The organism is Candidatus Methanoperedens nitratireducens (assembly GCF_900196725.1).
Classification (GTDB): domain Archaea; phylum Halobacteriota; class Methanosarcinia; order Methanosarcinales; family Methanoperedenaceae; genus Methanoperedens; species Methanoperedens nitroreducens_A.
Window position 1 is genome coordinate 22,321 of the sequence record NZ_FZMP01000249.1, and the last position, 22,611, is coordinate 44,931.

19 protein-coding genes and 1 pseudogene are annotated in these 22,611 nt (G+C 41.3%); 14 read left to right on the forward strand and 6 right to left on the reverse strand.

Annotated features, from left to right (window positions below; all coding sequences use genetic code 11):
- Positions 1-90: 90 nt before the first annotated feature.
- Entirely contained in the window at positions 91-2,136 is a 2,046-nt protein-coding gene (locus MNV_RS18515) for a PGF-pre-PGF domain-containing protein (protein ID WP_096207420.1), read from the reverse strand.
- A 272-nt stretch (positions 2,137-2,408) separates the two neighbouring features.
- Between MNV_RS18515 and MNV_RS20000 the strand changes: the two genes are divergently transcribed.
- From MNV_RS20000 to MNV_RS18570, 12 genes and pseudogenes are all read left to right on the forward strand, one after another.
- Complete coding sequence (locus tag MNV_RS20000) at positions 2,409-2,546, forward strand: hypothetical protein (RefSeq protein ID WP_179294092.1); 138 nt, start codon at positions 2,409-2,411, stop codon at positions 2,544-2,546.
- Positions 2,543-3,570 (forward strand): annotated as a pseudogene (locus MNV_RS18520) (glycosyltransferase family 2 protein). The gene MNV_RS20000 and the pseudogene MNV_RS18520 overlap by 4 nt, the downstream one beginning before the upstream one ends.
- Positions 3,571-3,673: 103 nt before the next feature.
- Positions 3,674-4,834, forward strand: coding sequence for a glycosyltransferase (locus MNV_RS18525; RefSeq protein WP_096207421.1), 1,161 nt, complete (start codon positions 3,674-3,676; stop codon positions 4,832-4,834).
- Positions 4,834-6,315, forward strand: coding sequence for a hypothetical protein (locus tag MNV_RS18530; RefSeq protein WP_096207422.1), 1,482 nt, complete (start codon positions 4,834-4,836; stop codon positions 6,313-6,315). The genes MNV_RS18525 and MNV_RS18530 overlap by 1 nt, the downstream gene beginning before the upstream one ends.
- Positions 6,312-6,944 carry a glycosyltransferase family 4 protein gene (locus MNV_RS18535; protein ID WP_096207423.1) on the forward strand — a complete coding sequence of 211 codons (633 nt, stop codon included), beginning with the start codon at positions 6,312-6,314 and terminating at the stop codon, positions 6,942-6,944. The genes MNV_RS18530 and MNV_RS18535 overlap by 4 nt, the downstream gene beginning before the upstream one ends.
- Positions 6,941-7,453 (forward strand): glycosyltransferase family 4 protein, encoded by a 513-nt coding sequence (locus MNV_RS18540; RefSeq protein WP_257000120.1) that lies wholly within the window; start codon positions 6,941-6,943, stop codon positions 7,451-7,453. The genes MNV_RS18535 and MNV_RS18540 overlap by 4 nt, the downstream gene beginning before the upstream one ends.
- Entirely contained in the window at positions 7,450-8,070 is a 621-nt protein-coding gene (locus MNV_RS18545) for a class I SAM-dependent methyltransferase (protein ID WP_096207425.1), read from the forward strand. The genes MNV_RS18540 and MNV_RS18545 overlap by 4 nt, the downstream gene beginning before the upstream one ends.
- 117 nt (positions 8,071-8,187) lie before the next feature.
- Complete coding sequence (locus MNV_RS18550) at positions 8,188-9,606, forward strand: flippase (protein WP_096207426.1); 1,419 nt, start codon at positions 8,188-8,190, stop codon at positions 9,604-9,606.
- A gap of 19 nt (positions 9,607-9,625) precedes the next feature.
- Positions 9,626-11,290, forward strand: a complete 1,665-nt coding sequence (locus MNV_RS18555; protein ID WP_096207427.1) for an EpsG family protein — start codon at positions 9,626-9,628, stop codon at positions 11,288-11,290.
- Between the two features lie 222 nt (positions 11,291-11,512).
- On the forward strand, positions 11,513-12,889 hold the full coding sequence (locus MNV_RS18560; RefSeq protein WP_218838071.1) for a hypothetical protein: 1,377 nt from the start codon (positions 11,513-11,515) through the stop codon (positions 12,887-12,889).
- Position 12,890: 1 nt separating this feature from the next.
- On the forward strand, positions 12,891-16,436 hold the full coding sequence (locus MNV_RS18565; protein ID WP_096207429.1) for a PGF-pre-PGF domain-containing protein: 3,546 nt from the start codon (positions 12,891-12,893) through the stop codon (positions 16,434-16,436).
- A gap of 17 nt (positions 16,437-16,453) precedes the next feature.
- Positions 16,454-16,777: a DUF1616 domain-containing protein gene (locus tag MNV_RS18570; RefSeq protein ID WP_096207430.1), complete on the forward strand. Its 324-nt coding sequence runs from the start codon at positions 16,454-16,456 to the stop codon at positions 16,775-16,777.
- A gap of 134 nt (positions 16,778-16,911) precedes the next feature.
- Here MNV_RS18570 and MNV_RS18575 read toward each other — a convergent pair whose 3' ends face one another.
- The 3 genes from MNV_RS18575 to MNV_RS18585 form a co-directional block, all read right to left on the reverse strand.
- Complete coding sequence (locus MNV_RS18575) at positions 16,912-17,304, reverse strand: hypothetical protein (protein ID WP_096207431.1); 393 nt, start codon at positions 17,302-17,304, stop codon at positions 16,912-16,914.
- A 5-nt stretch (positions 17,305-17,309) separates the two neighbouring features.
- Positions 17,310-18,068 carry a glycoside hydrolase family 75 protein gene (locus MNV_RS18580; protein ID WP_218838072.1) on the reverse strand — a complete coding sequence of 253 codons (759 nt, stop codon included), beginning with the start codon at positions 18,066-18,068 and terminating at the stop codon, positions 17,310-17,312.
- Between the two features lie 168 nt (positions 18,069-18,236).
- A complete protein-coding gene (locus MNV_RS18585) occupies positions 18,237-18,851 on the reverse strand; it encodes a nucleoside deaminase (RefSeq protein ID WP_096207433.1) in 615 nt (204 codons plus the stop codon).
- 145 nt (positions 18,852-18,996) lie between these two features.
- Between MNV_RS18585 and MNV_RS18590 the strand changes: the two genes are divergently transcribed.
- Both MNV_RS18590 and MNV_RS18595 read left to right on the forward strand, forming a co-directional pair.
- Positions 18,997-19,221 (forward strand): hypothetical protein, encoded by a 225-nt coding sequence (locus tag MNV_RS18590; protein ID WP_096207434.1) that lies wholly within the window; start codon positions 18,997-18,999, stop codon positions 19,219-19,221.
- A gap of 21 nt (positions 19,222-19,242) precedes the next feature.
- A complete protein-coding gene (locus MNV_RS18595; protein WP_096207435.1) occupies positions 19,243-20,370 on the forward strand; it encodes a hypothetical protein in 1,128 nt (375 codons plus the stop codon).
- On the opposite strand, the gene MNV_RS18600 is transcribed toward MNV_RS18595, so the two are convergent.
- Complete coding sequence (locus tag MNV_RS18600) at positions 20,315-21,142, reverse strand: SDH family Clp fold serine proteinase (RefSeq protein WP_096207436.1); 828 nt, start codon at positions 21,140-21,142, stop codon at positions 20,315-20,317. The two genes, MNV_RS18595 and MNV_RS18600, sit on opposite strands and share 56 nt — an antisense overlap.
- A gap of 22 nt (positions 21,143-21,164) precedes the next feature.
- Positions 21,165-22,460 (reverse strand): MgtC/SapB family protein, encoded by a 1,296-nt coding sequence (locus MNV_RS18605; RefSeq protein WP_096207437.1) that lies wholly within the window; start codon positions 22,458-22,460, stop codon positions 21,165-21,167.
- Between the last annotated feature and the right edge of the window lie 151 nt (positions 22,461-22,611).

A 22,611-nucleotide genomic window follows, 5' to 3' on the forward strand; every position in this document is an offset into this window, starting at 1 on the left:
ACTTCCTCCTCAGAAATCCTTTAGGGTACTCATAATTAACTTTATTTAAAGCCAGTGATAGTTTTTACAATTTAATTTGTTTTGGTGGTTTTAGACAATTTTGATGAAAATCTCTTTTCTCTTGATATACACGTACGCAACGGCAGATATTATACCAACAAGGCCAATTATAACCGCCAGTTTTGTTGGCGGCGCTTTTACAGACGGAGACCCTGTAGCTTCCGGGGCCTCTGTAACCGCCGGCGCACTCTCCGGCAAGGCTATTGTTTCTAGCTGCTTCGCCTCGCCGGCTTGCGACCCTGCTATTGCAAAGGTTGAGAAACCAGGCGTATACGCTTCAAGATATGTGTAAGATCCATCTTTTGCTGTCACTGTGGTTTCAAGTTGAGACCATTTACTGCCTTCCCACCTGTACATCTTTACTTTGTCGCCTGAAATCCCTCCGGATGCAATCCATGAGTTCTCGACCTTGAATTTTATCCGGGCTTCCCTGACCTTTTTTGTGTTAATCAAGATATTCATGTATTTTGCGCCATCAATAGGTACAGTCACCAGCCTGGATCTATCTTTAAGTACCTCGACTCTTACAGAGATGCCGTTCTCATTCTCTTTTCCCGTGATAACTATCTCCGATATCCATTGCCCCGCTTTTAAGAAAGTGAACGCTACAGGCTTGCCAGACCGGAGATAACCCTCTCTCGTTTCATACAAAGCTATGTTATCAAAGGGCTCTGCGCTACCGATGACCCCGCCGCCACCGCCGCCACCGGAGCCGCCATCACGATGATCACCTCCGCATCCTGCGGTCTTGATGTTATCGGACCCTATAATGTCCTGCCCGCTATATGTTTTTCCGGTCAGGTTCGCCTGAGTGTCGCCGCATTGAATGCCTGTATCTTCCCTGTTGAAATGAAGAACCAGTTTTTTGTGATCGCGTACTTTCAGCCTGCCATCTTCCAGCTCTGTTATGACGAGTTTTTCATTGTCGCCTCCCGGGATTTTGTCCCAGGTGAACAAATCCCTGTCATCCGGATGATGCGGCGGTACGGTCTTGTATTTGATCACCTCTGCACCGCCAGGTCCGAACCTCACGGTTGATATATTTATACTGTCAACATCAAAGCCGGGAGGAGTGTTGTTAATGATCGTTACTTTAATTTCCCCTTTGCTCTTCGGGTCGATGCGATCCGGGCTAATTCTAATGCTGACAGGGACAGGTTGTGGCAGAATTGCAGGCGCCGTTCTTGCTGTGCGGGTCACCCATGTCCCGTTGGTATTGCCGCTCGTATCCCCAGTCCTTGTGGCGATAGTATGTTCCGTATCCGGAGCAAAACCTGTCGCGTTATAGAACCGTATGCCCTTTGGAACATTGTCTTTAAAAGTGCCGTCTATCCATACGCTTACACTGGCAAAGTCCGCATCTGTCGGGTCAATCCATGTCCAGTTGATATAAGTCGGGGCATAGGTTATATTATTCAGGCCGGTCACGCCGGCAGGAGACGTATTATCAATCAACCTGAAACTCCCGGTTTCCTGGAACAGAACACCCCGACCGGTGTTGACCTTTACCACTATATCATATGCCTGCGCGTTTGCACCTGTCGTATCGACCGTTATCTTATAGTTGAGCCGGGTGTAGGTGCCGGAATTACCGTATCCATAACCATAGCCGTAACCATAACCATAGCCGTAACCATAACCATAAAACCGGTACCCATACCCGTATCCGTAGTAGGGGAGGATTTCAGTGTTATTAGTATAACCGTAGCCGTAGCCGTAACCATTTGTCCAGCCATGCCTGTCTGCCAGAGAAATATTATAGTTATCCTTTATAACATTTGTACCCACAGAATTGAAATCACTTACATTGAAAAGGAGTTCTCCGCCGGGAGATCCGGGTATATCGGGAAGACCTTCTACGGATATGTTAGTGATAGGAATCCTCTCATTTGCGCCGATCGTTATATTAACGTAAAAAAAAGCTGTCTCCCCTGCCGCGCTGCCATTTATATTATTTGTGTCTATCGACACCCGGACTGCCTGAGCAGGTCCTGAGATGACCAGCATCGCGACAACAAATAGAGTGATCAACGTGCTTACCGTAAAAGATTTTTTCTTTTTCCTCAGACTGATCATTAAATTATTCTCCTCAGTGAATCATTTATGATACTCATAATAAGCATTATTTAAAACCATCGACAATTTACAATAGTTTCAATAGTTTTGACGGTTTCGGACAGTTTCGATGGTTTCAAATGGTTTATTCATTCGAGATGCTGAAAAAACTATGGTAATGTTTATAATTAGCATGATTATTATAACTATCATATTAATTATGCGCATTGCGATATTTCCATAGAAAATAATAAGTACCCCTTATAAAATACTAGAGAACGAGGTGGATAAAAATGTCGGCAAAAATTAATAAAAACGTAAAATTTCTTTTGGAACTTGAGTTTGCCGGACATTGCATCGCGATAATAAATTCCCGCAACCCTCGCGGGAATTTCAGCAGCATTATAAAGAAACAGGTGCATAGTTTATGAAAATAGAAAAAAAGCCGGTTAAACTGGCGATAACAATCCCGGCATACAACGAAGAGAACAGCATAGAAAAAGTCATTCGCGAAATACCTGGGATAATTGAAGGAATCGATGAGATCGAAGTAATAGTCATAAACGACGGCTCAAAGGACAGGACATCCGAGGCAGCAGAACAGGCGGGCGCAGCAGGATAATCGAGTTCCCTTCCAACAAAGGGCTTGCTATCGCCTTCAAGGAGGGGCTGAACGCAGCCATCGACAGCGGCGCCGACATCATAGTGAACATCGACGCGGACGGTCAGTACAACCCGCTTGAGATACCGAAGCTCATCAAGCCCATCCTGGACGGGAAGGCGGAGATCGTGCTCGGCTCAAGGTTCGCGGGGACGATCGAGCATATGGTGCCCCAGAAGAGGTACGGGAACAGGCTTGCGACTTTTGTGGTAGGTATCGCGTCCGGAATGAAAGTCTCTGACGCCCAGACGGGATTCAGGGCATTTTCAAGAGAGGCTGCCCTGCGGCTTGTGATCCATTCGGGTTATACATATACCCAGGAGACTATCGTCCAGGCAGCGCACAAAAGGATAAGCATGGTTGAGGTCCCTGTTGAATTCAGGAAGAGGAACGGCGACGGGCAGTCAAGGCTCATATCCAATATAATCAACTATGCGAAGAACTCGGCAATAACGCTGATAAGGACATATACTTCTTACAACCCCCTCAGGACGTTCACTTACCTCGGCGGCGGTATTTTCCTTCTGGGGATAGCTCTTGGCTCAAGGGTCCTGATCCATTTCATCGAGACGGGAATGGTCACCCCATATCTTCCCACGGCGCTTCTTGCGTCGGTTCTGGCTATAATCGGATTCCAGATAATCGTGATAGGGCTGATAGGGGACATATCCCATCAGAACAGGCATATTATGGAAGAGACGCTGTACAGGATGAGAAGAATAGATAAAGAAATACTTAGAGATAGGGATCTGGACCCGGTTAGAGAAGTGATGGCTTTAGAGAGGCGGATTTAAGATAAGAGCGGAGACGTTGCCAGGATGAAAGTAACAATGATCGGCACGCTTCCGCCGATAAAGGGCATTTCTCCTATAAGCATAGAACAATTGGTATATTTATATGAGAGTATGCATAGCTCAAAATGTTAGTTTAGCAGATCACCTTGCATTATCAACATATCTCCGAAGTATTACAAAATATTTAGCAAAGCAAGAATCTATTGAACTAGTATTACTACCTCTCAAAGGTTCTCATATTCCAAGCGATATTCCTCAGAATATAGAGATTCATGAAATAGAGGGTAGCCTTTATTCTATAAAAGGAAATATTAAATATGCATATAATCTTTATAAAAAAATTAGTGAATTAAGTAAGGAGAAGCCAATAGATATAATTCACTGCCTATATCCAAACTCAGCGATACTCGGTGCTTGCCTTTTTAAACGAAAATCGCCAAACACTAAAATTATTTATGATATCCGTAGCCCTTGGATAGAAATGAGCATTGAAAAGAAGACTATTCCAAAATTTATGATTCCAATTTATCGCATGTTGGCATACCAGAGTGAAAGAACTCTGGCGAAACATGTTGATGGGTTTATCTTTATAACAGAAGGATTAAAAAAATTTTACGAAGGCTTAATTGAACTCGATAACAAGCCTACAACTGTGATACCATCCGGCGTTGATATTGATATGTTTTCCTCTATAGATAAGAAGAATGCAATTAGAACAAAGTATAAAATATCTGAAGAAGATTTTTTAATAGGTTATGTCGGTGTGATCTCTAAGATGAGAGAACTAGATTTCATTTTGAATACATTTAAAAATTTAATTAATAACAATAAAAAATATAAATTAATGTTTGTTGGCGACGGTGACGCTAAAGAATATTTAGAGAAATTATCTACCGAGCTTAAAATACAAGATAATGTCATCTTTACAGGGAGAGTCCCTTATGAACAAGTTCCTTACTATATGTCTGAATTTAACTTGGGGTTATGCCATCTTCCAGACAAGTTTGTTTTTAGATACAGCTTTCCAATGAAGGTCTTGGAGTATCTCGCTTGTGGTATTCCTGTTTTAGCATCAGATATTGAGGCACATAGAGAGATTGCTATGCAAGTAGATAATATAAGATTGTACAAAAATGAAGAAGAAGCCCTTACAGTTAGTTTATATAATTTTTCTAATCTAAAACCCGATAACAAGAGAATACAAGATTTCTCTTGGTTTAATTTAACAAATAAGATTATTGATAGTTATAAGAGGGTTTTATAATGAGTAAAAAATCCGAATATGTTTCCCTGAGTATAATTTTAGCTCTTGCCTTTGTATTAATAACTCACTCACAATTCAAAATAGACACTCTTTATTCCTATGATGCATATTTTCAAAATGGAATTTCTCGTATTATTTTAGATAGTGGAGATGTTGTCTATGATGTCTTAGAGCCCCCATATGCTGCATCATCCACTGTAGTGACAATAGGTTATGTTCCAATGCCCCCTATTTCTCAAACAATTCTAAGTCTTGTAACATCTTCTAGTCTATTTTTTGCTGCAAAAATATATATTATAACGTTTTTTTTCATGCTCATATTAACAATCTATATACTTACAAAAAAAATTACAAAATCACCAGTAGCTTCTATTTTTTCTTCATTTGTTTTCATATTTATACCGATTGTTTTTTATAGATTAAATTATATTGTAGGCGAATCTTCTGCATTACTTTTATGGTTATTAATATTCTTCATACTCATAAACCAAAAAGCTACAATGCTTAATATTTCCTTGGTTCCTTTGTTTGTGGCAGGGTTAACATTTCATCCAAGAAGTCTAATTTTTTATTTACCACTAATGATTATTCTATATCTATTGAAGAATGGATTCTCAAAAAACAATATAAATATAAGAAATCTAGTAATTGTTTTAAGTATTACTATTATAGCTATTCCATTCTTGAAATTTTTTATTTTGAATCTATTGGCATATTCTAAGCAAGGAGCAACCTATATTCTATTTCCCCCAATCACCGTACAACCAATCACTTTTGATTTTATATCCTCTCAATTTGGGATTTTTGTTTTACTAATTTCATTTTTTGGATTAATTTATCTATTCAAAAATATCAAGAAGTTTGAATATCAATTTCTAAGCGTATGGTTACTTCTTGGATGGATGCTTATTTTTGTGGGGTTTTATCTTTCATTTCCATCGAATAGACTAACCTTACACCTAGGTGTAATATTAGCATTATTATGTGGCTGTGTGCTACAACTAGTTAAAAACAACTCCCAACGGATAATGATACCATTTATCCTCTTTTTGCTAATTGTACCTGTAGTTCCTATTTTCAATAAATCATCTTGGCATAATCCCTTTTTAGGGTGGGGGAATGAAGAAAAAAAAGCTATGATGTTTTTATCAAGCAACATAGTTGAAAAAGAACATGAGGAGGATTACTTAATTTTCACATCAGCATATAGTTTGCCATTTGGATATGGTTTAAAGCATATAGAGTTTAATGAAACATTACTTGCTGAGATATTAAGTAGTAGCACAGAGCAAGATTTATTATTAAAATTTAATCAAAAATACCCTAGTAAAAAGGTAGTTTATATCATCAAAGAAAATTACGCAAATAAGATTATCAGCAATCGATTTCCAATATTGAAAAACTTGGATGACGGTAAAATAATTTATAGTAGTAGTAAAGTCCAGATATACCGTTATCCTATTAAGGGGATTGAGACATGAAAATAGGGATAATTACAGGTCTTTTATACCCCTGTACAAAAAGCGGTCCTGCCATAGTTACATATAATCTGGCAAATTATTTAGCAAAGAAAAATATTGAAGTTACAATATTTGGTGCAATAAAACAAAAACAATCCACCGAAATAGAAGAATATTATCCAAAGGTGGATTTGAGAACACATGTTGAAAAAAGTACGTTTTCTGTGCTTTCTTATCAATTCAAATATATAAAGCAAATTAATAGTAAAGATTTTGATATTCTTCATCTTGAAAATCTACCTGGAGCTAGGGGTTTCATAATAGTTCCACTCCTACATGCTTTAAATAATAATGTTAAGATAATCCAAAAAATACATGGATGGCCTCCAACCGAATTAAATTTTAGATTTGATAGCGTTTTTAAAAGAATTATGTACCGGCTCCATTGGAGCGTTGCAAAAGAGATTATACATAATTACAGCGATAAAATTATTGTGAATAGTAATTTTATGAAAGAGACTGTAAGTAAAGATTTTCACAAGCATATCGATGTAATCCCAAATGGCATAGATTTAAATGTCTGGAAACCGGCAAAAAAAATAAATATAAAAGGGAGAAAGAATGTTGTTTTTGGGGGAGATTCTCTATAGAAAAGGGTGTAGATCTTATTATAGAATCTGCAAAAAATATTATAAAAATGGACACGGATGTACACTTTTATTTAATTGGTGATGGCCCAATTTTAGAATCCCTTCAGCAACAATCTAAGAAGGCTAAAATAGAAAGAAATATACACTTTATGGGTTTCTTACCCCTTCAAGAACTTATAAAGTATGCATCTACGGCTGATATTGCTATATTCCCATCTCGATATGAGCCTTTTGGGATGATGATCTTAGAAGCGATGGCTCTAAAAAAACCAATTATAGCCACAAATGTAGGTGGTATAAAAGAGATTATACAAAATTATAATAACGGAATTTTAGTAAATCCTGACAGCAATGAGATATCCGAAGCGTTGGTAAAACTTCTAAAGGATGAAGAGTTACAGGAGACATTAAGTGTAAATGCATATGAAACATCAAAAAGATATGATTGGGATAAGGTTTGTGAAAGTTATATAAACTGCTATCAGACGATTGGTGGAGACTTAAAATGAAAAATGATATTATTAAACCAATAAGTTCAGAAGGTGTTCACGAAACAGTATTAGAACTAATATTTAACAAAAAAGGTAAAGTTTTAGATGCTGCGGCCGGTCAAGGATTTTTATCGAAAATACTTTTGGAGAGAGGGTTTGAAGTTTATCCGGTTGATATAAATACTTCCCAATTTTCTTATGGTAGATTAGAATGTCAGGCTGTAGATTTAAATAAACAATTACCTTTTGAAGATAATTTTTTTGATTTCATTATTAGTGTTGAAACCATAGAACATTTAGAGAATCCTTGGCATTTTATAAGGGAATTAAATAGAGTTCTGAAAAATGAAGGTCAATTAATAATTACCACGCCAAATGTAACCAACATATTCTCAAGAGCGTTATTCCTGACTAATGGGAGATATGTACTTTTCTCCAAGCGGGACGTACAAAATAAATATCATATTACACCTCTCCCAATGTGGATCTTAGAAGGAATTCTAGAACGAGAGGGTTTTAAAACAGAAATAATAACATGCAGTAAAGGCTATATTCCATTATTTAAAAAATATTTTAAAACCAAAGAATTATTATTAGGGCATGTATTGATAGTGTCTGCTAGAAAAATTAAGTAGCACAGTAAAAACTTGTGTGATCTCATCATGTTGAATAAATGCAAAAATCGATACAAATTATTTATCTCCTTAACTATACTATGAACTATTCCGTTATCCAAATAGACCGAGGTTGACTTGGGCGCATTAGCACTCGGCACATTATACTTCATCCTCGTCCAGATAGTATTCCTAGCCAGCGGCTACGCCATCCACGCAGGTCTCGGCAGGATGCTGGGTCCTGAGCTCTACGGCACCTTCGGCGTTGTTATATCTCTTGTTACCATGTTCAACTTCATCCTCACAACCGGACTTCCCCAGGCAGCCTCACGCCATATCGCGCTGGATAAAGCGAACACATTCGCCGTGAAAAGAGCTGCTAATAAAATCATGCTGTATCTTTCTACAGGCATTTTTTTAGCCTATTTCCTGCTTGCGGACATGATCTCATCCCTTCTCCTTGACCCCGGGCTTGCTATCTATATCAGGATATCTGCCATTATAATTCCGGTATACGCATTCTATTCTTTATATACGGGCTTCTTGAACGGTTTGAGAGAATTCGGAAAGCAGGCAAAAGCTATGATCTCTTACAACATTGCGAAGGTCGCAGGGATTTTCGCCCTTGTACTGATGGGATTCTCAGTCGGCGGAGCAATCGCAGGATTCGCCCTTGCGCCGCTTATAGGCCTTATTGTTGCAGGCTACTATTTCAAGCCCGGGGAGGCGGAGAACGGGTTTAAACAGAAAAAATTGGTGGATTTTGCAATACCCGTAATAATATCCTCGGTCGCATTTAATGCTCTTATGAGCCTTGACCTGTTCTTTGTGAAAAGGATAATTGCCGGGGATGGTGTCGGCTATTATACCGCTGCTTCCAATCTCTCAAGGCTTCCTTTCTATGCCTTAACAGCGATGGGCACAGCCCTCTTCCCTGCGATCGCCGCATCAAGGGACAGGGAGCAGATCCAGAATTATTTAACGGGCGCGATGAAATATCTCCTGATAATGCTGTTCCTGATAGTAGCTCTTATAAGTGCGACATCCGGCAGCCTTGTTACTCTCTTCTATTCTTCAAAATATATCCCTGCCGCATTACCGCTCAATACATTGATCTTCGGTCTTGGGTTCCTGACGCTCTTTTCCATTTTCACAACGGTGATAACAGCAACCGGAAGGGCTAAATCCGCTATGCTTTTTTCCATAGCCGTGCTGCCGGTCGCATTCATTGCCAATGCCGCTCTGGTGCCTGTTTATGGTCTGGAAGGCGCTGCTATGGCAACTACAATTGCAGGATTTCTTGGCTTTATAGCAGTTCTATTTTATGTGCACAGGATTGCCGGAAAAGTTGCCGAGCCGCGGTCAGTACTCAGGGTCGGGCTGGCGTCTGTCATAGTATTCATATTGATATCGCAGATCCATGTCTCACCTATCCTTTTGCCTGCTCTGTATATTGGAATGTCAATTTTATATTTTGGCATTCTTGTTATTCTGAAAGAGGTAGGTATGGAGGATTTAAATAAGTTAAAAGAGAGTTTTGAGGGCAGGAAACTATAATCGTAAAAATTCAGGTATTATGTTCAAAAAAAAACTGGAGGATGCACTTAACTGGATAAAAGAACCTGTTATACAGGATATTAAAAATGTTTTTATACGTACCTACATCCAGCTATCAATTCTCTTCGTTATTGCCATCTTCCTGAAAGAGATCGGGTTATTGCCCACATATTTTTTGAATTATATACTTTTCGGATACCTGCTGCCGGTATTCGCTATTCCGCTTCTTCTTGAGCACGAAAAATCAGGTAAACCGGGAATTCGGATAAAAACTGTCTATATCTATCTGGCATTAATCATCCTGTTTATCTTTACCATAAGTATTCGGCTGCTGCCGTACGCTGATAATTCTATCCCTCTCGGCTATGACACAGGATACTATAAGTACACGATTGACCTGTACCTGAATACCCTTCCCGGCATACCTGAATCATCGCTTCCTTTATGGATAAAACAAATGCATGAGCAGGGGTTTTTCGTCCTGTTCGATGCATTGCATATTTTTAGCGGTATGGATTCGATACAGGCGCTCACCTACCTATTCCCGTTCCTTTCTGCCCTGCTTCTTCTACCCCTGTTCATTTTAACAAGATGGATTTTTGATGAAAAAGCAGCCGTACTTGCCAGCGTACTTTACGCCGTATCCTATACCCAGTTCACAGCATTTACATTTATGTATCTGAGGAACCTCCTTGGTATGTTCTTTTTATTATTAGCCCTTTATGCTCTTGAAAAAAAGAGATATGCGCTTATTGCCATCATGTTCGCCGCCCTTGGGATATACCACAGGCCGGAGTTTCTCATATTTTCTCTTATATTAGCAGGTTATTTCCTGAAAAACCGCGACACAAAGCTCATGTATTCAATATCATTAACTGCGATCCTCATCGCCCCCTTCTGGCTTCCAAGGGCTGATCAGTATTTTTCATTGATATCCGGAGTCTCAAGTACCATGGTTCAGAACATTCAGAGTGAGCCCGCAGGAGGTGGTACTTTCTTCGGTTTTAACATATACGAATGGGTATCTCTGGCATATCTCCCCTTCGGCATAATCGGAGCCTTATACCTGGTTCATAGAAAAACGTGGAACTCCCTTCTTATCTATTTTATGATCAACGGGGTAATTGTAGTTTTTAAACTTTTCTTCTTCAATCGCCTGATCATAGATTTGGATATAGTGGTACTGATCCTCGCGTCAGCCGGAATACTGTACACGTTCTTAACAAGCAGGAAAATACCCCAGATAGCAGGGGTCGTTTTCGTTCTTCTGCTCGTGGTCTCAGGTGGAATTGTCACCCTTCAGAAAGCCGATGAAGTAAAGCCGTTTGCAAATGAAGGGCAGATAAGCGCCCTGGAGTGGCTCTCAGAGAACTCGGAGCCGGATGCCTTCATACTTGCGACAAGCTACGATGCTCCGTGGGCACTGGCATGGGGCAACAGGAGAGTACTTGCCCCGGGACTTTTTGAATGGGATAATAGCGGCAAAGAAAAGTGGCTTAGGTTTTTAGCTACGAACGATCCTTCCGAGGCAGTGGACTTCCTAAAAAAACATGATGAAAAGGTTTATATATTTTACTCTTTTAACAAGTTCAACTGGATGAATCTTGAAAAATTTAATAACTCATCTTTCACTAAAATTCCGCTGAAGGATGCCGTAGTTTATCGCTATGACGGAAATAAGTGATATAATTTCGGTATACTTCTGTTAAAGTGTTTTAAGATGATTATAAACCGAAATAAACTGTAATAAACCGTAAAAATTGATAAAAACGATAGATAAGTTATTATTTTATCATAATCATCATAATCAACATAATAAGAACTGATGGCTATGCGAATTATTGTATACACGATCCCATTTACAGCAGTACTTTATATTTTATATCTCAGTCTGTATGCTCCTGTGTTGCCTGATAACCCCCCCATTCCAACAGGATCAGATTCAACAGTCTACACTATAGATGTAGGAGCGCAGGATAGTAAGGGAGATGCTGTACTTCAGGGACCTTTTGACAGGACTTCATATCCGATAAGTAAAGGTAATGTCACTTACAGATTCATTGAAAAAGATCTTGTTTACTTTAATAGTCCGGTTAAACAAAATTTCAGCAGGGTAAAAGTTGAAATGAAATTTATAGACACAATCCCGCAGGGCTATGAATTTAAAGTGGGGATGAAAAATAAAAAGGAGTGGAGCTACGTATGGAATACTCTTTATAACCCATTTTATGCATCTCTTGGAACGTTCAATCTGACAGGGGAAGATAGCCGGATCCGTGTTTATTCGCTGAATGCCAATATTACAACCCCTATCTCATCCTTTCTTAGTTCTCCTTCCGAGGGTTCTACAATAGCTACAGATGCCCCTGTCGAAATATATAATGACCCCGCTGCCACGTACAAGGAGTCCGGTTCAAGCATCGGTGAACTCAGGGGAGTCCATACCTTCTATATTTACACTAAAGGGAACCTGAGCTTATCCGTGAAAAAGCAGGACCTTAACTGGTACAACGGCCCGGATGTTCTTGATATAAACCTTTACTCCCCTGCAAACGAACTGATAAAAAACATAACGATATCAGATGACGGTAACCTGGGAAAAGATAATATTAAAGGACATCTGCAAAATGGCACACTTGGGTCAGTCGTTAAGGAGGGTATTTATAAAGTCACTATGAGAGGTGGAAGCGATATCCTTATTCGGAAAATTGAGCTTAACAATGGCAACATTGTAGTGCAGAACCCTTTCCTCGCAGGTGTACAATATACCTACTCTACAAGGTTTAACCTGTACACAAGGGCTGCGACCGGAGATAGGTTAGGGTTTATGACTTATCACAATGAAGGTCTTCAAACTATACGCATAACCAATGGTAACTATACTAGATCACTTAATATTTCTACAGTTAATAGCTGGCATTACATAGACCTTCCTTCAAGCAATGAGCTTTATAAGATAGAAATTCCAAAAGGCAATATCTTAATAGATTCAGATAGCTATTTCTCGTTCTCAAAAGATTCATATTTTACCCCTCAGGCAATTAAAATACTTCCCCTGCAGGATAGCATAGACTGGCTTAAAATAAATAAAGTGGATTATATTATTATCCCCAACAGCCAGGAGTCTAAAGATGGCAACTGGACTATTGCCAGTGTCGAATACGATCTTTCAGACGCCTATATAAATAATAATACACTAAATTTTGCTATAAGCGCGCCGCACCTCAATAAATACAATTATTCAGTACCTGTGGACTGGATCAGGATTTACCTGGAGGAATAGCATGAATTTCAGGATTATAATGCTTTTCTGTTTGCTGCTGCTCGTTGGTGCATCTGCCGCAGGGGAGGAGATCAGGTCGCCGGTTTGTCCCGTGAGCTTCGGGAGCACGCCGTGCATCATAAACATAACAAATTCTCCAAGCCTTCTGAGCGACTATGAGGAGATTTACATCGATACCTCGAATGGCTATTATTTGACCGATAGCAATTTTTATTATGCAGGATTGAACTATAAAAACAGCCAGATTGATTTATTTTCCATACGGCATAACGTAAGTAGCATAAATACCGGGAAGGCTGTATTAACCGGCGAGTTATATAAAAATGATAACAGTTTGCAGGTAATCATTGGAAAAGAGCTTATTTTAAAGAACGGGTACACCCTGGAACTTGTTGACGCAGGTGAAGACGGCGCCGTTTTTTCTTTGAAGAGAAATAATGTAATACTCGAAACCGGCACTGTGAACAGGAATAAAATCTTCTCCTATAATATTACTATAGATGGAAAAGAGATCGAGATTTTTCGTACAAAACTCACAGGTATCTTCGGGAATAGTGCGGTTATCACAGGTACCTATCTGAGAGATACCAGAATAATAAGGAATGGAGAGTCTTTTGGGGATTACGAAATAAATTTAAAGGATATAGACGGAGACAGGGATGTTGATATAGTGTATTCACTTAAAAACAAAACTTTCCTGCCCGATGAAGGAGCAACGCCTTTACCGGGTGGCTTCTTCACTTTACGAACATATCCTGCTTATGTCCCATTCTATGAATCTCTTGATAGGTTCAATCTCATAGGGAAAGATAGCAATTTCAGGATATATTCTATAAACGATAACCTTAAAATGTCGGTTCCCTCTTTTTTGAGCTCCCCTCCTGATGGCTCAGTAATAGCCGCCGGTTTACCTGTCGGGATAAACACAAAGCCCACAGTCACTTATAAGGATTCAAATTCAATCATAAGTGAACTCAGGGGAAATCATATCTTCTATATTTATACTGCCGGAGACCTGAGCTTATCCGTGACAAAACAGGATCTTAACTGGTACAACGGCTCGGATGCCTTTGAAGTAAAGCTTTATTCTTCTGCAAACAAATTGATAAAAAATATAACCATTCCGGATGACGGAAATGCAGGAAACAATCACATCTCAGGGTATTTGCAAAATGGAATTCTCACGGCTGAAGTTGAGGAGGGCATTTATAAAGTAACTATGATCGGGGGAAACGGCGATCTTATTATCAGGAGCGTTGAGCTTAACAAAGGCAATATTGTAGTTCAGAACCCCTTCCTTGCAGGCATACTTTACCCCGATCCTGTAAAGTTTAATCTGTACACACGGGCAGGCGATAGATTGAAACTTGATACATACCATAACACGTCGGTTCTTCCCCAAACTGTGAACATAAGCAGCGGCAGCTATATACAATCTCTGAGCATAACTCCGGATAAAGTGCCGTACTATATTGATCTTCCTCCCGGTAACGAACTGTATAAAATAGAAATCCCTAAGGGAGATTTTATAATAACCGCAAACAGCTACTTCTCCTTCTCAAGCGACTCGTACTTCAGCACTTCATCGGCTAAAGTCCTCCAGCTGCAGAACAGCATGGACTGGCTGAATAAAAATAAGGTTGATTATGTCATCATCCCTTCCTCGAACCCCTTTACCGGCCTTTATTTTTATAAAACTAAAACCGATAAGGAATACTATGTCCGCTCCCCGAAAAGCCCGTGGGCGGACTACACCATAGATACGTGGTCGGCACCCAATATCTTTCATTTTAACCCTGCCGAGAACAACACATGGGAATATCTGGTCATGAATAACAGTGGTGTGACTGATCTTAACAGGGACCGCCTGAAGTACGTTGCTGTCCGGACGCAGGGGAATATAGGCTATCGCGGGGAGTTCTATAAAGTCATGGATGAAACTCTCCCTGAGATGGTGTTATCAAGAAAAGTATCGGATATCGATAACAAAACCCTGCTGCTTAATAGGGAATGGCAGGTGGGCGGAATATATACGCTGGCTCTGGAAGATGTTGACAGCGAGGGAAAATTCGCAGTACTGGAACTCTCCCGGTTGAACATGCCTGTTAGCAGGCAGATAATTTCCAGGGGCAGTATAATGTTTTATAACATCTCCTTAAAAGGAAAGGACGTTACGATCTTCCAGGCTAAACTCACCGATGTTTTCCACGGAGCAAATACAGGCATAGTCAAGCTTTCGGATATAGAGCTTTACGATGAAGATATGACCGTAATAAAAAGCGGGGCATCTGTAGGGAATGAAATATTGACTTTATCAGATGTTAATAATGACGGGCTTCTCGATATCGTGGTTACGCGGAACAGCGTTTTTAATATCGAGAAAAGCACGAGGAAAACGTTATTCAATTCGTATCTTGACCTTGTGGCGGACGGTGGCGGGACTTTCTATCTTGAGCGTAAGGTAATTTCACCATCGGCAGTAACGAACAGCTCGAATATAGCCAGGGAAACAAGCTATACGCTTGCCCCGTATTTCCCGGGGAACAATATGACGCTTACCTTCCCTGATTTTGATATAACCGCCATAGCCCTTGATGTCTCAGGGCTCATCGACCAGGTTAAAGCCAGTCTGAAGGAACTCAAGAACATGCCCGATGATATCATCGTCGTCCCGGATGGTGTGGTATACAAATATTTCTCGATATCGATAGATAAAGAGAACATAAAGAACGCAACAGTTTATTTCAGGGTGAACCGCCAGTGGTTAACCTATAACAATATCAGTGACACCTCTGTTGCATTGTCAGAGTTCCATGATGGTTCCTGGGAAGCCATTCCGACATACGTGACCGGAGGCGACGGGAAGTTCGCGTATTATTCGGCAAAGGTCAATGACATTTCTGCGCTGTTCTCCATTTCAGGAGGCATATCATCAGACCGGGTTTTAGCATCGCAGGCGGATATTGCATCGCAGGCGATCCCGGATGCAGGAAAGGCAGGACTGTTAGAAGAATATAAACAATCGGGTATCGCAGCAATGTCTCTGGCACAGGCGGGAATCGGTCAAAATCCCAGGTCTGATCTCAATTTGATAATACTGGCTTTTTCATCCATCTCGGTCGTTATCTCAGTATTTCTCGTGGCACGGAGAGCCGGTGTGTTGAACAGCAAAACAGTTTCATTTTTATCAAGACTTTGTTCTGAAATATTCAATTCACTGCTTCTTACGTTCCTGCTATTGTTACTTATAGATAATATATGGGACAACAGCGTAACAAAAAATCTGAACCTGAATCACCTGATGATCATAGTGTTCATTTTTGGGATCATATCATTATATGGCAATAAAACCGAAACCGACAAAATTACAGTAGCCACTAAAAAAGAATATATAACCACAGCCGGTATAGGGATACTGGGAATGATAATCATCTGGTCTAAAATAAATTATATGGGCTTCATCTCCTATCCGATATCTATTATAAGCGGGATATTGATCGTGTTATTATCTTTCCTGATGCTTGAGGATAACGATGTACTTAATTGAACAAGAGGTATGCTAAAATGGATCTGGTAGAGGCACTGCGAATAATTTTCGGCTCATTTTTTGTTCTGTTCATTCCGGGATTTGCATGGAGTTTTGTGTTCTTCGCAAAAGATGAGATCGATGCTATCGAGCGCACCGCGCTGTCATTTGGTCTTTCCATAGCCATAATACCTTTAGTGATATTTTACCTGAATTACCTCCTCGGTGTTAAGATCACGCTCATCAACTCCACCATAGCGATCCTTCTCCTGACCCTGATCCCGACTGCTATCTACTTTGCAAAAAAGCGGGGCTTAATGCCGGATAAATTATCGGATTTACGAAAACTCTGGAGGTCCTGAATACGTTTAGTGAGTTTTATTTAAATAAGCGAACCATCCCGTTACGGAAGCTATTTTAACATTTTTATGGGTACTAATAAATACTAATAAATACAGAATTAGTAATTGAATCCAGTAACGGAACCGGTATTACATCAAGAAGCCTTCAATATAACATCATCCACCCAAAATATACCATGTCCGTTGTAGATATTAGCGTACACCGACACATAAGCCGTATCCGCGCCTGTTGTTATAGTTCGTTGTTTCTTAGTCCAGCCATAAGTGCCTTTCGGGAAATATACCGGAGTATTACGCAACCATCCATGATTTACATCGTATTCGGCTAACCTGACTGCTGGTGCATTACCGCCAAGAGAGTAACCTTTACCCCAGGCTGACAGGTTGTATGTCTTATAGCTTGTTGATGGTAAGTGGTCGGATACTACATCACCGGATATTTTATTTGTTGTCCCTGAAATATATACTCTAACTGATTTGTTGCCACTGTGGTGAACTGTACTCCATGCAGGAGTATTACCATACATGGTAGCTAACCACCAGTTGTCAGGTCTTGTACTACCACTTTCAAACCCCGGGTTTTTAGTAGATTGGTTGTGGGTGCAGGTGTTGGCGTCGGGGTAACAGCAGGATTTAGTTGAGTCATCATTTTATCCAGAGCTGATTGACCTTTTGTATCTGCCGCTGTATGACTTTCAATCGGTACTACTACATTATCTTCTGTTGTAAAAACAATATATGTCACACCGCTCTCTATACCACCATAAGCAGGGTCAGGATCAATGCCCAGTGCAGATGCCATTGCATAACTGATTTCGCCTATTGCCAGCCCTGCACTATTGCCGCCATCTCTGCCCCTCTCATCACCAAAGACGCCAAACTCCATTTTATCATTGTAAAGGACTACCCCGGCTTCTCCGCCATATATATTGCGGGTCGCATAGTCAAATATTGGGTTAGGGGTTTCTGGCAGTACGTACCAGGGCAGTAGTTCGGCATTTAAAGGCCTGCCATCTGATTGCGTGAACGAGGTCTGCCCCTGATAATATGGGTCAGTATTACTGTTGCAATGAGTTGTTGCCTGTCCGTCACAATCAATCGCTCCTGAACTTGTGTATACATACGCGACTGGATTTGTTGGAAGTTTATAAATGTAAACTTGTCCTTCCCCATACGATGTTTGCATCGGGTTACTCGGATTGATGGCGTTTGATGGTATCATATACGGTTGTATTGCTGACATTATTTGGGTTGGTGTGTATGTGGCAGCTATCGCAGTCGTGGGAATCACCGATACTGCGGCGACAATTAAAACTAAACATATATTCTTATTCATAATATATTAAAAGATTGGAATGTGTAATAAATGAGTAAGATATTGTAGCATGTGTTATGTATCGATATCGAATCCTGTATTTGGGGAATCCCATATATCGAGAAAGGATAGTCTCTGAGTCTATTAAAGTGCCTTTCTATTCTTCAGTTTTTCTTTAAGCTCATCGGCATTATAAAGGAATATCTCGTTAGCGATACTAATCAGTTCCTGCGAGCACTCGGCCTGGGAATAAACCTGTCCTGCTACCAGGTCGATCCAGAATCGAGGCAAATGCTTCATTTTATGGACCATGCCGCCCTCCATATCAGGTGCAGCATGCAGGATTCTTTTGATCCCGGAAGTTATCATTCGTATCAGGCACATGGGACAGGATTCAAGGGACGTGTACAGCGTGAAGCCTCCCGGATTATGAATATTCGGATGAGCATCTTCAAACTTATCCATAACTACCATTTCACCATGCCGGTCGCTGCGGAAGTATGGGTTGAACACTTCGTTATGACCCTGGACAACTATATTGCCGTTAACGTCCGTCAAAATGCACCCGACACCGAAATTTCCGGAATTCAAAGCCTCCAGTGCCAGTATGTCCGCAAGCCAGATATAACTGTCATCAGGATATGCATTATCGGATTCATACTCCGTGAGCCGGGCTTTAAATTTATCAATATCCCTGTTCTCTGGATTGATCTTTGCAAGTTCATGCAGTCCTGACTCACTTATCTGTTCAGATATCATTGTAAGATACTAAGCGGTTATGAGCAATTAGCTTAACTATGAAACATATTGGGCTGGACAATAAAGTTGGAGTGAAAGCTGGGATATTTTCATAAACTATGCAGTACAATTGATTATTTGAAGAGATTCCAAAAAAGGTGATATCATGGTCAGATTAGAAAAGCAGGGCGATTCGTTCGTAATGATAACAGGCACAGTGCCGAAGATGGACGTGGATATATTGATCAACGCCATATCAGAGCTTCATAAAAACCCGCCGGATAGGAACAAAATAAAAGAAGGTATCCTGTATCTTGATAACTCTGCGGGTACGGACCTTCGGAAAGAGATCAGGATACTTCTTCAAAATACCCTGGAAAGGGAAGCCTGACCAGCCTTAAAAAGCCCAGTCATGTCGCAGTTGTTCCTGATCCCCATCATAAGCGTATTTGATGTACACGATGTTGCTATCAGGGAATGGCTTGGCAGGCTTGATGAATCCGCTCTGCGAAACCATCTTGAGTATCCCTTCAAGCTTGACCGGTTCTTCCCCGAGGATTCGCAGCATGCCCTGGTGAGCGTGGATGAAATACATAATGAGATCTTGCGTTTGCTTGATATTATCAATCCCCGGGCTGTTTTCCTTGATATATCGGTCGATTTTGTAGAGCTTGAGAATAAATACAATGAAAGATTGATATCGCCCCTTGAGTTCTGGTCGGATTATTACCAGATATCAGCCAGCGTTGACGGGTCGCAGGCTCTCTATTGTGTCTACATCAAAGGCATTATCGATAAGGAGATAAGGCTTATTGAGAGCAGGGAGCGCCTTCCGTTAAGCGTTGTTTTTTACGGCCAGGATATTAAAAGCAGGGAGGAACTCATTCCCGTCTATGAACATACCCGCGACACAGACGACGAATTCCTGCTGCAGGTAGCAAGAACGATCAATGAAATAGCATCATTACATAAGCTGCCTGAGCACCTGTGGTACGCCCCCATGCAGGTAAGGCAGACGGCTATTTCATACGAGGAAACAGAGGAATTTTATAATGAATTATTGAACCGCCTTAAGAGATTACTTAAATTCAAGGTCAGGAGTTACATTATTAAAAGTTTAAGCGGGCATGCCCTGGAATTCCTGCAGGCGTACGAGAAGTTCCTGGATTACAAGATGAGAATAGACGAACTAAAATTTTCAAACATACTTGACGGTTTAAAGCTCCTCACAATTCAGTCAGAACATCCTTCTATCGTTATATTCTGCACGCCGATGCATTATTGCGCTCTTCTGGATTCTTTAAAAAAAGATAGATTATTAGCCGGGATGGGCATCAGGACCGGGGATATCGATATCCGGGCATTGTTGAATAAAATGAAACCGTTCCTCCAGAAGAACCGGATAATGCAGAGCAACTACGATATAGCTTTGAACATACTCGGATTTAAAAAGTCTCCGAGATTCGACAACCCGGGTTCCAGGCTTATTCCTTCGTTAGATACTCCACATTTGAACTTACAGAACGGTAGTACTTCATGAATTCATGTATCTCCGGCGGAAGCTGTGTGGAAACAGGAAGCCCGAGAGCCTGTGCATCCGCTGCCGATATCATCTCGGAGTGTATCATCTCGCCGCCTGTAAGTTTTTCGACAACCTGCTCCTGCTTTTCCCTGTCATCGAACTTGCCTTCAAGCAGCTCGTTCACCATGCCCTTTGTGAATTTAAGCGCTTTTTCCGATATGTCGCTCATCATAAGCGTCGTATCAGCAGCCTTAAGCCCTTTTTTACTTGCCACATGCAGCCATGAAGGCGCAGGAAAAACACCTCGCAGGATATCGCCAACCTGCGGGTCGACAGGACCCAGAGAGGCATCTTTATCCATAATTATCTCAGTTGCTGCCAGAGCTATGATCGTCCCGCCCGACATTGAATAGTGCGGAACGAAAACGCGCGTTCTTACGTTGTGGTTTTTCAGGGCCCTTGCTATTTGCATGGATGCATGCAGCTGCCCCCCGGGCGTGTGGATTATCAGGTCTATGGGCTTATCTTTGGCTTCGCGTATGCCCCTTAATACCTCCTGCGCATCTTCCACGTCTATGAACTGGTAAACAGGTATCCCGAACATGGAGATCGCTTCCTTCCTGTGAATCATCGTCAGGATCTTCGTCCCCCATTTTCGCTCCATTTCACGGATTTTGGAAAACCTCCTCCTTCGCGCCGCGCTTACCTGCCATTGCGGATAAATAAGCAAATAAAGAAGGATTATCACACCGAGGACTATTAAAAAATCCGTTGTGCTCAAGCCGAACATATACTAATCATGGCTTTCCTGATTAATAAACATAAGTTATGAAAATTCCCCATATTATGAGGACAACGGTACCGAGTATTACAAAACCCGTGAAAGTCTCCTTCACCATTTCCGCAAGTCCCTGCGACCCCGCCCATTTTACAAGCAGTATCTTGTTCACTGTGCTGATAATACCAGCCAGCAGAGCGGTCAGAGCTGCCGTGCTGTATGAAACATGCCCGCTTACGGCAAGCGCAGTGGCTGATGCGGTCACGACCGCGCTGCTGATAAATCCTCCAAGCGCAGTTGCATAAACACCTGTGACCCCGGCCCACATGTTAGCGAATGTTGAAAATACGGATAGAGCCGCAAAACCCAGGGCGAATTTTATTGCAGAAGATAGCGCGAAAGGCGACTCAAGCTTTATCGTTTCGTTCACGGGCTCGCCATCCTTTGACCTCAATACCGTGCCCACTGCAACGGCTGTGATCAACAGTTGCGGGGGCAGCATGAACATTAACACCCTGCCGCTCGGGTCGACTATGAACGCGATGAGCAGGTTCCTCATCAGCATCGATGAATTAGAAAGGAGGATGCCTGCGTAGCCTGATGCCGTAAGCTCGTTCCGTTTCTTTACCATTGATGCTATCGCGCCTGCGGTTGCTTCACTGTTTACAAGTCCTCCGAGTATACCTGACAGGGGCAGCCCGTAACGTGTCCCTACTTTTCTCAGTGTAATAAAGCTGATGAAGCTGATAGTAGCCACTGTTATTACGATCAGCAGGATCCATCTTGGATTAATGATTCCAAGGAATAGTTCATCAGGAGCTAACGGGAAAAGTATAAAAACCACAGCCAGGAAACGGACGGCGCTTATGATCTCGGTATCGGTCAGGTTCGTGGCAAATGAATGCAGCGGGCGCTTCTCGGCAAGCAGGAGGGTCAGGACGACTGCACCCACGATGGCTATCTGGTACAGGTTGTAGGTTATAAGGACTCCCAGCAGGAAAGTACAGTAAAGCGCGATCGAGCCAGTTATACCGGGCTGTTTTAATATAGCATTTTTTATGTAAGCATATATTGCGGATATTGCCGCAAAAAATGCAAGGGAGACCAGTAAGACCCCCGGATTAGTAAGGGTCGCCAGGTACGAGGATATCATACCTGCGATGCAGGATATCGTAAAAGAGCGGACCCCGGCTATAAGCTCGACCCCTTCGGAACGCCTGTGTTCCCTTTCAATGCCTATGAGAATGCCTATGAAAGTTGCCAGCGCTAATTTCTGGAAAAATTCGATATCTGTATTGCTGCCGGAAAATTGCGGTACAAGGTCGAACATTGTTTATCAGGTTAAGACTTTGTGGCATCTATTAGCAGATCGGAAAGAGTATTAACCAGTCCTCCATGGATTGTTATACGAGATATTAAATAAGCTTAATATGGTAAGAAGGTAATAAAAAGATAGGCATGTCAGGACAGATAGACTAAAA

Excerpts from the sequence above, each read along its gene's own strand:
- MNV_RS18515 (WP_096207420.1), bottom strand. The coding sequence starts at position 2,136 with ATGATCAGTCTGAGGAAAAAGAAAAAATCTTTTACGGTAAGCACGTTG.
- MNV_RS20000 (WP_179294092.1), top strand. The coding sequence starts at position 2,409 with ATGTCGGCAAAAATTAATAAAAACGTAAAATTTCTTTTGGAACTTGAG.
- MNV_RS18525 (WP_096207421.1), top strand. The coding sequence starts at position 3,674 with ATGAGAGTATGCATAGCTCAAAATGTTAGTTTAGCAGATCACCTTGCA.
- MNV_RS18530 (WP_096207422.1), top strand. The coding sequence starts at position 4,834 with ATGAGTAAAAAATCCGAATATGTTTCCCTGAGTATAATTTTAGCTCTT.
- MNV_RS18535 (WP_096207423.1), top strand. The coding sequence starts at position 6,312 with ATGAAAATAGGGATAATTACAGGTCTTTTATACCCCTGTACAAAAAGC.
- MNV_RS18545 (WP_096207425.1), top strand. The coding sequence starts at position 7,450 with ATGAAAAATGATATTATTAAACCAATAAGTTCAGAAGGTGTTCACGAA.
- MNV_RS18555 (WP_096207427.1), top strand. The coding sequence starts at position 9,626 with ATGTTCAAAAAAAAACTGGAGGATGCACTTAACTGGATAAAAGAACCT.
- MNV_RS18565 (WP_096207429.1), top strand. The coding sequence starts at position 12,891 with ATGAATTTCAGGATTATAATGCTTTTCTGTTTGCTGCTGCTCGTTGGT.
- MNV_RS18570 (WP_096207430.1), top strand. The coding sequence starts at position 16,454 with ATGGATCTGGTAGAGGCACTGCGAATAATTTTCGGCTCATTTTTTGTT.
- MNV_RS18575 (WP_096207431.1), bottom strand. The coding sequence starts at position 17,304 with ATGTATGGTAATACTCCTGCATGGAGTACAGTTCACCACAGTGGCAAC.
- MNV_RS18585 (WP_096207433.1), bottom strand. The coding sequence starts at position 18,851 with ATGATATCTGAACAGATAAGTGAGTCAGGACTGCATGAACTTGCAAAG.
- MNV_RS18590 (WP_096207434.1), top strand. The coding sequence starts at position 18,997 with ATGGTCAGATTAGAAAAGCAGGGCGATTCGTTCGTAATGATAACAGGC.
- MNV_RS18595 (WP_096207435.1), top strand. The coding sequence starts at position 19,243 with ATGTCGCAGTTGTTCCTGATCCCCATCATAAGCGTATTTGATGTACAC.
- MNV_RS18600 (WP_096207436.1), bottom strand. The coding sequence starts at position 21,142 with ATGTTCGGCTTGAGCACAACGGATTTTTTAATAGTCCTCGGTGTGATA.
- MNV_RS18605 (WP_096207437.1), bottom strand. The coding sequence starts at position 22,460 with ATGTTCGACCTTGTACCGCAATTTTCCGGCAGCAATACAGATATCGAA.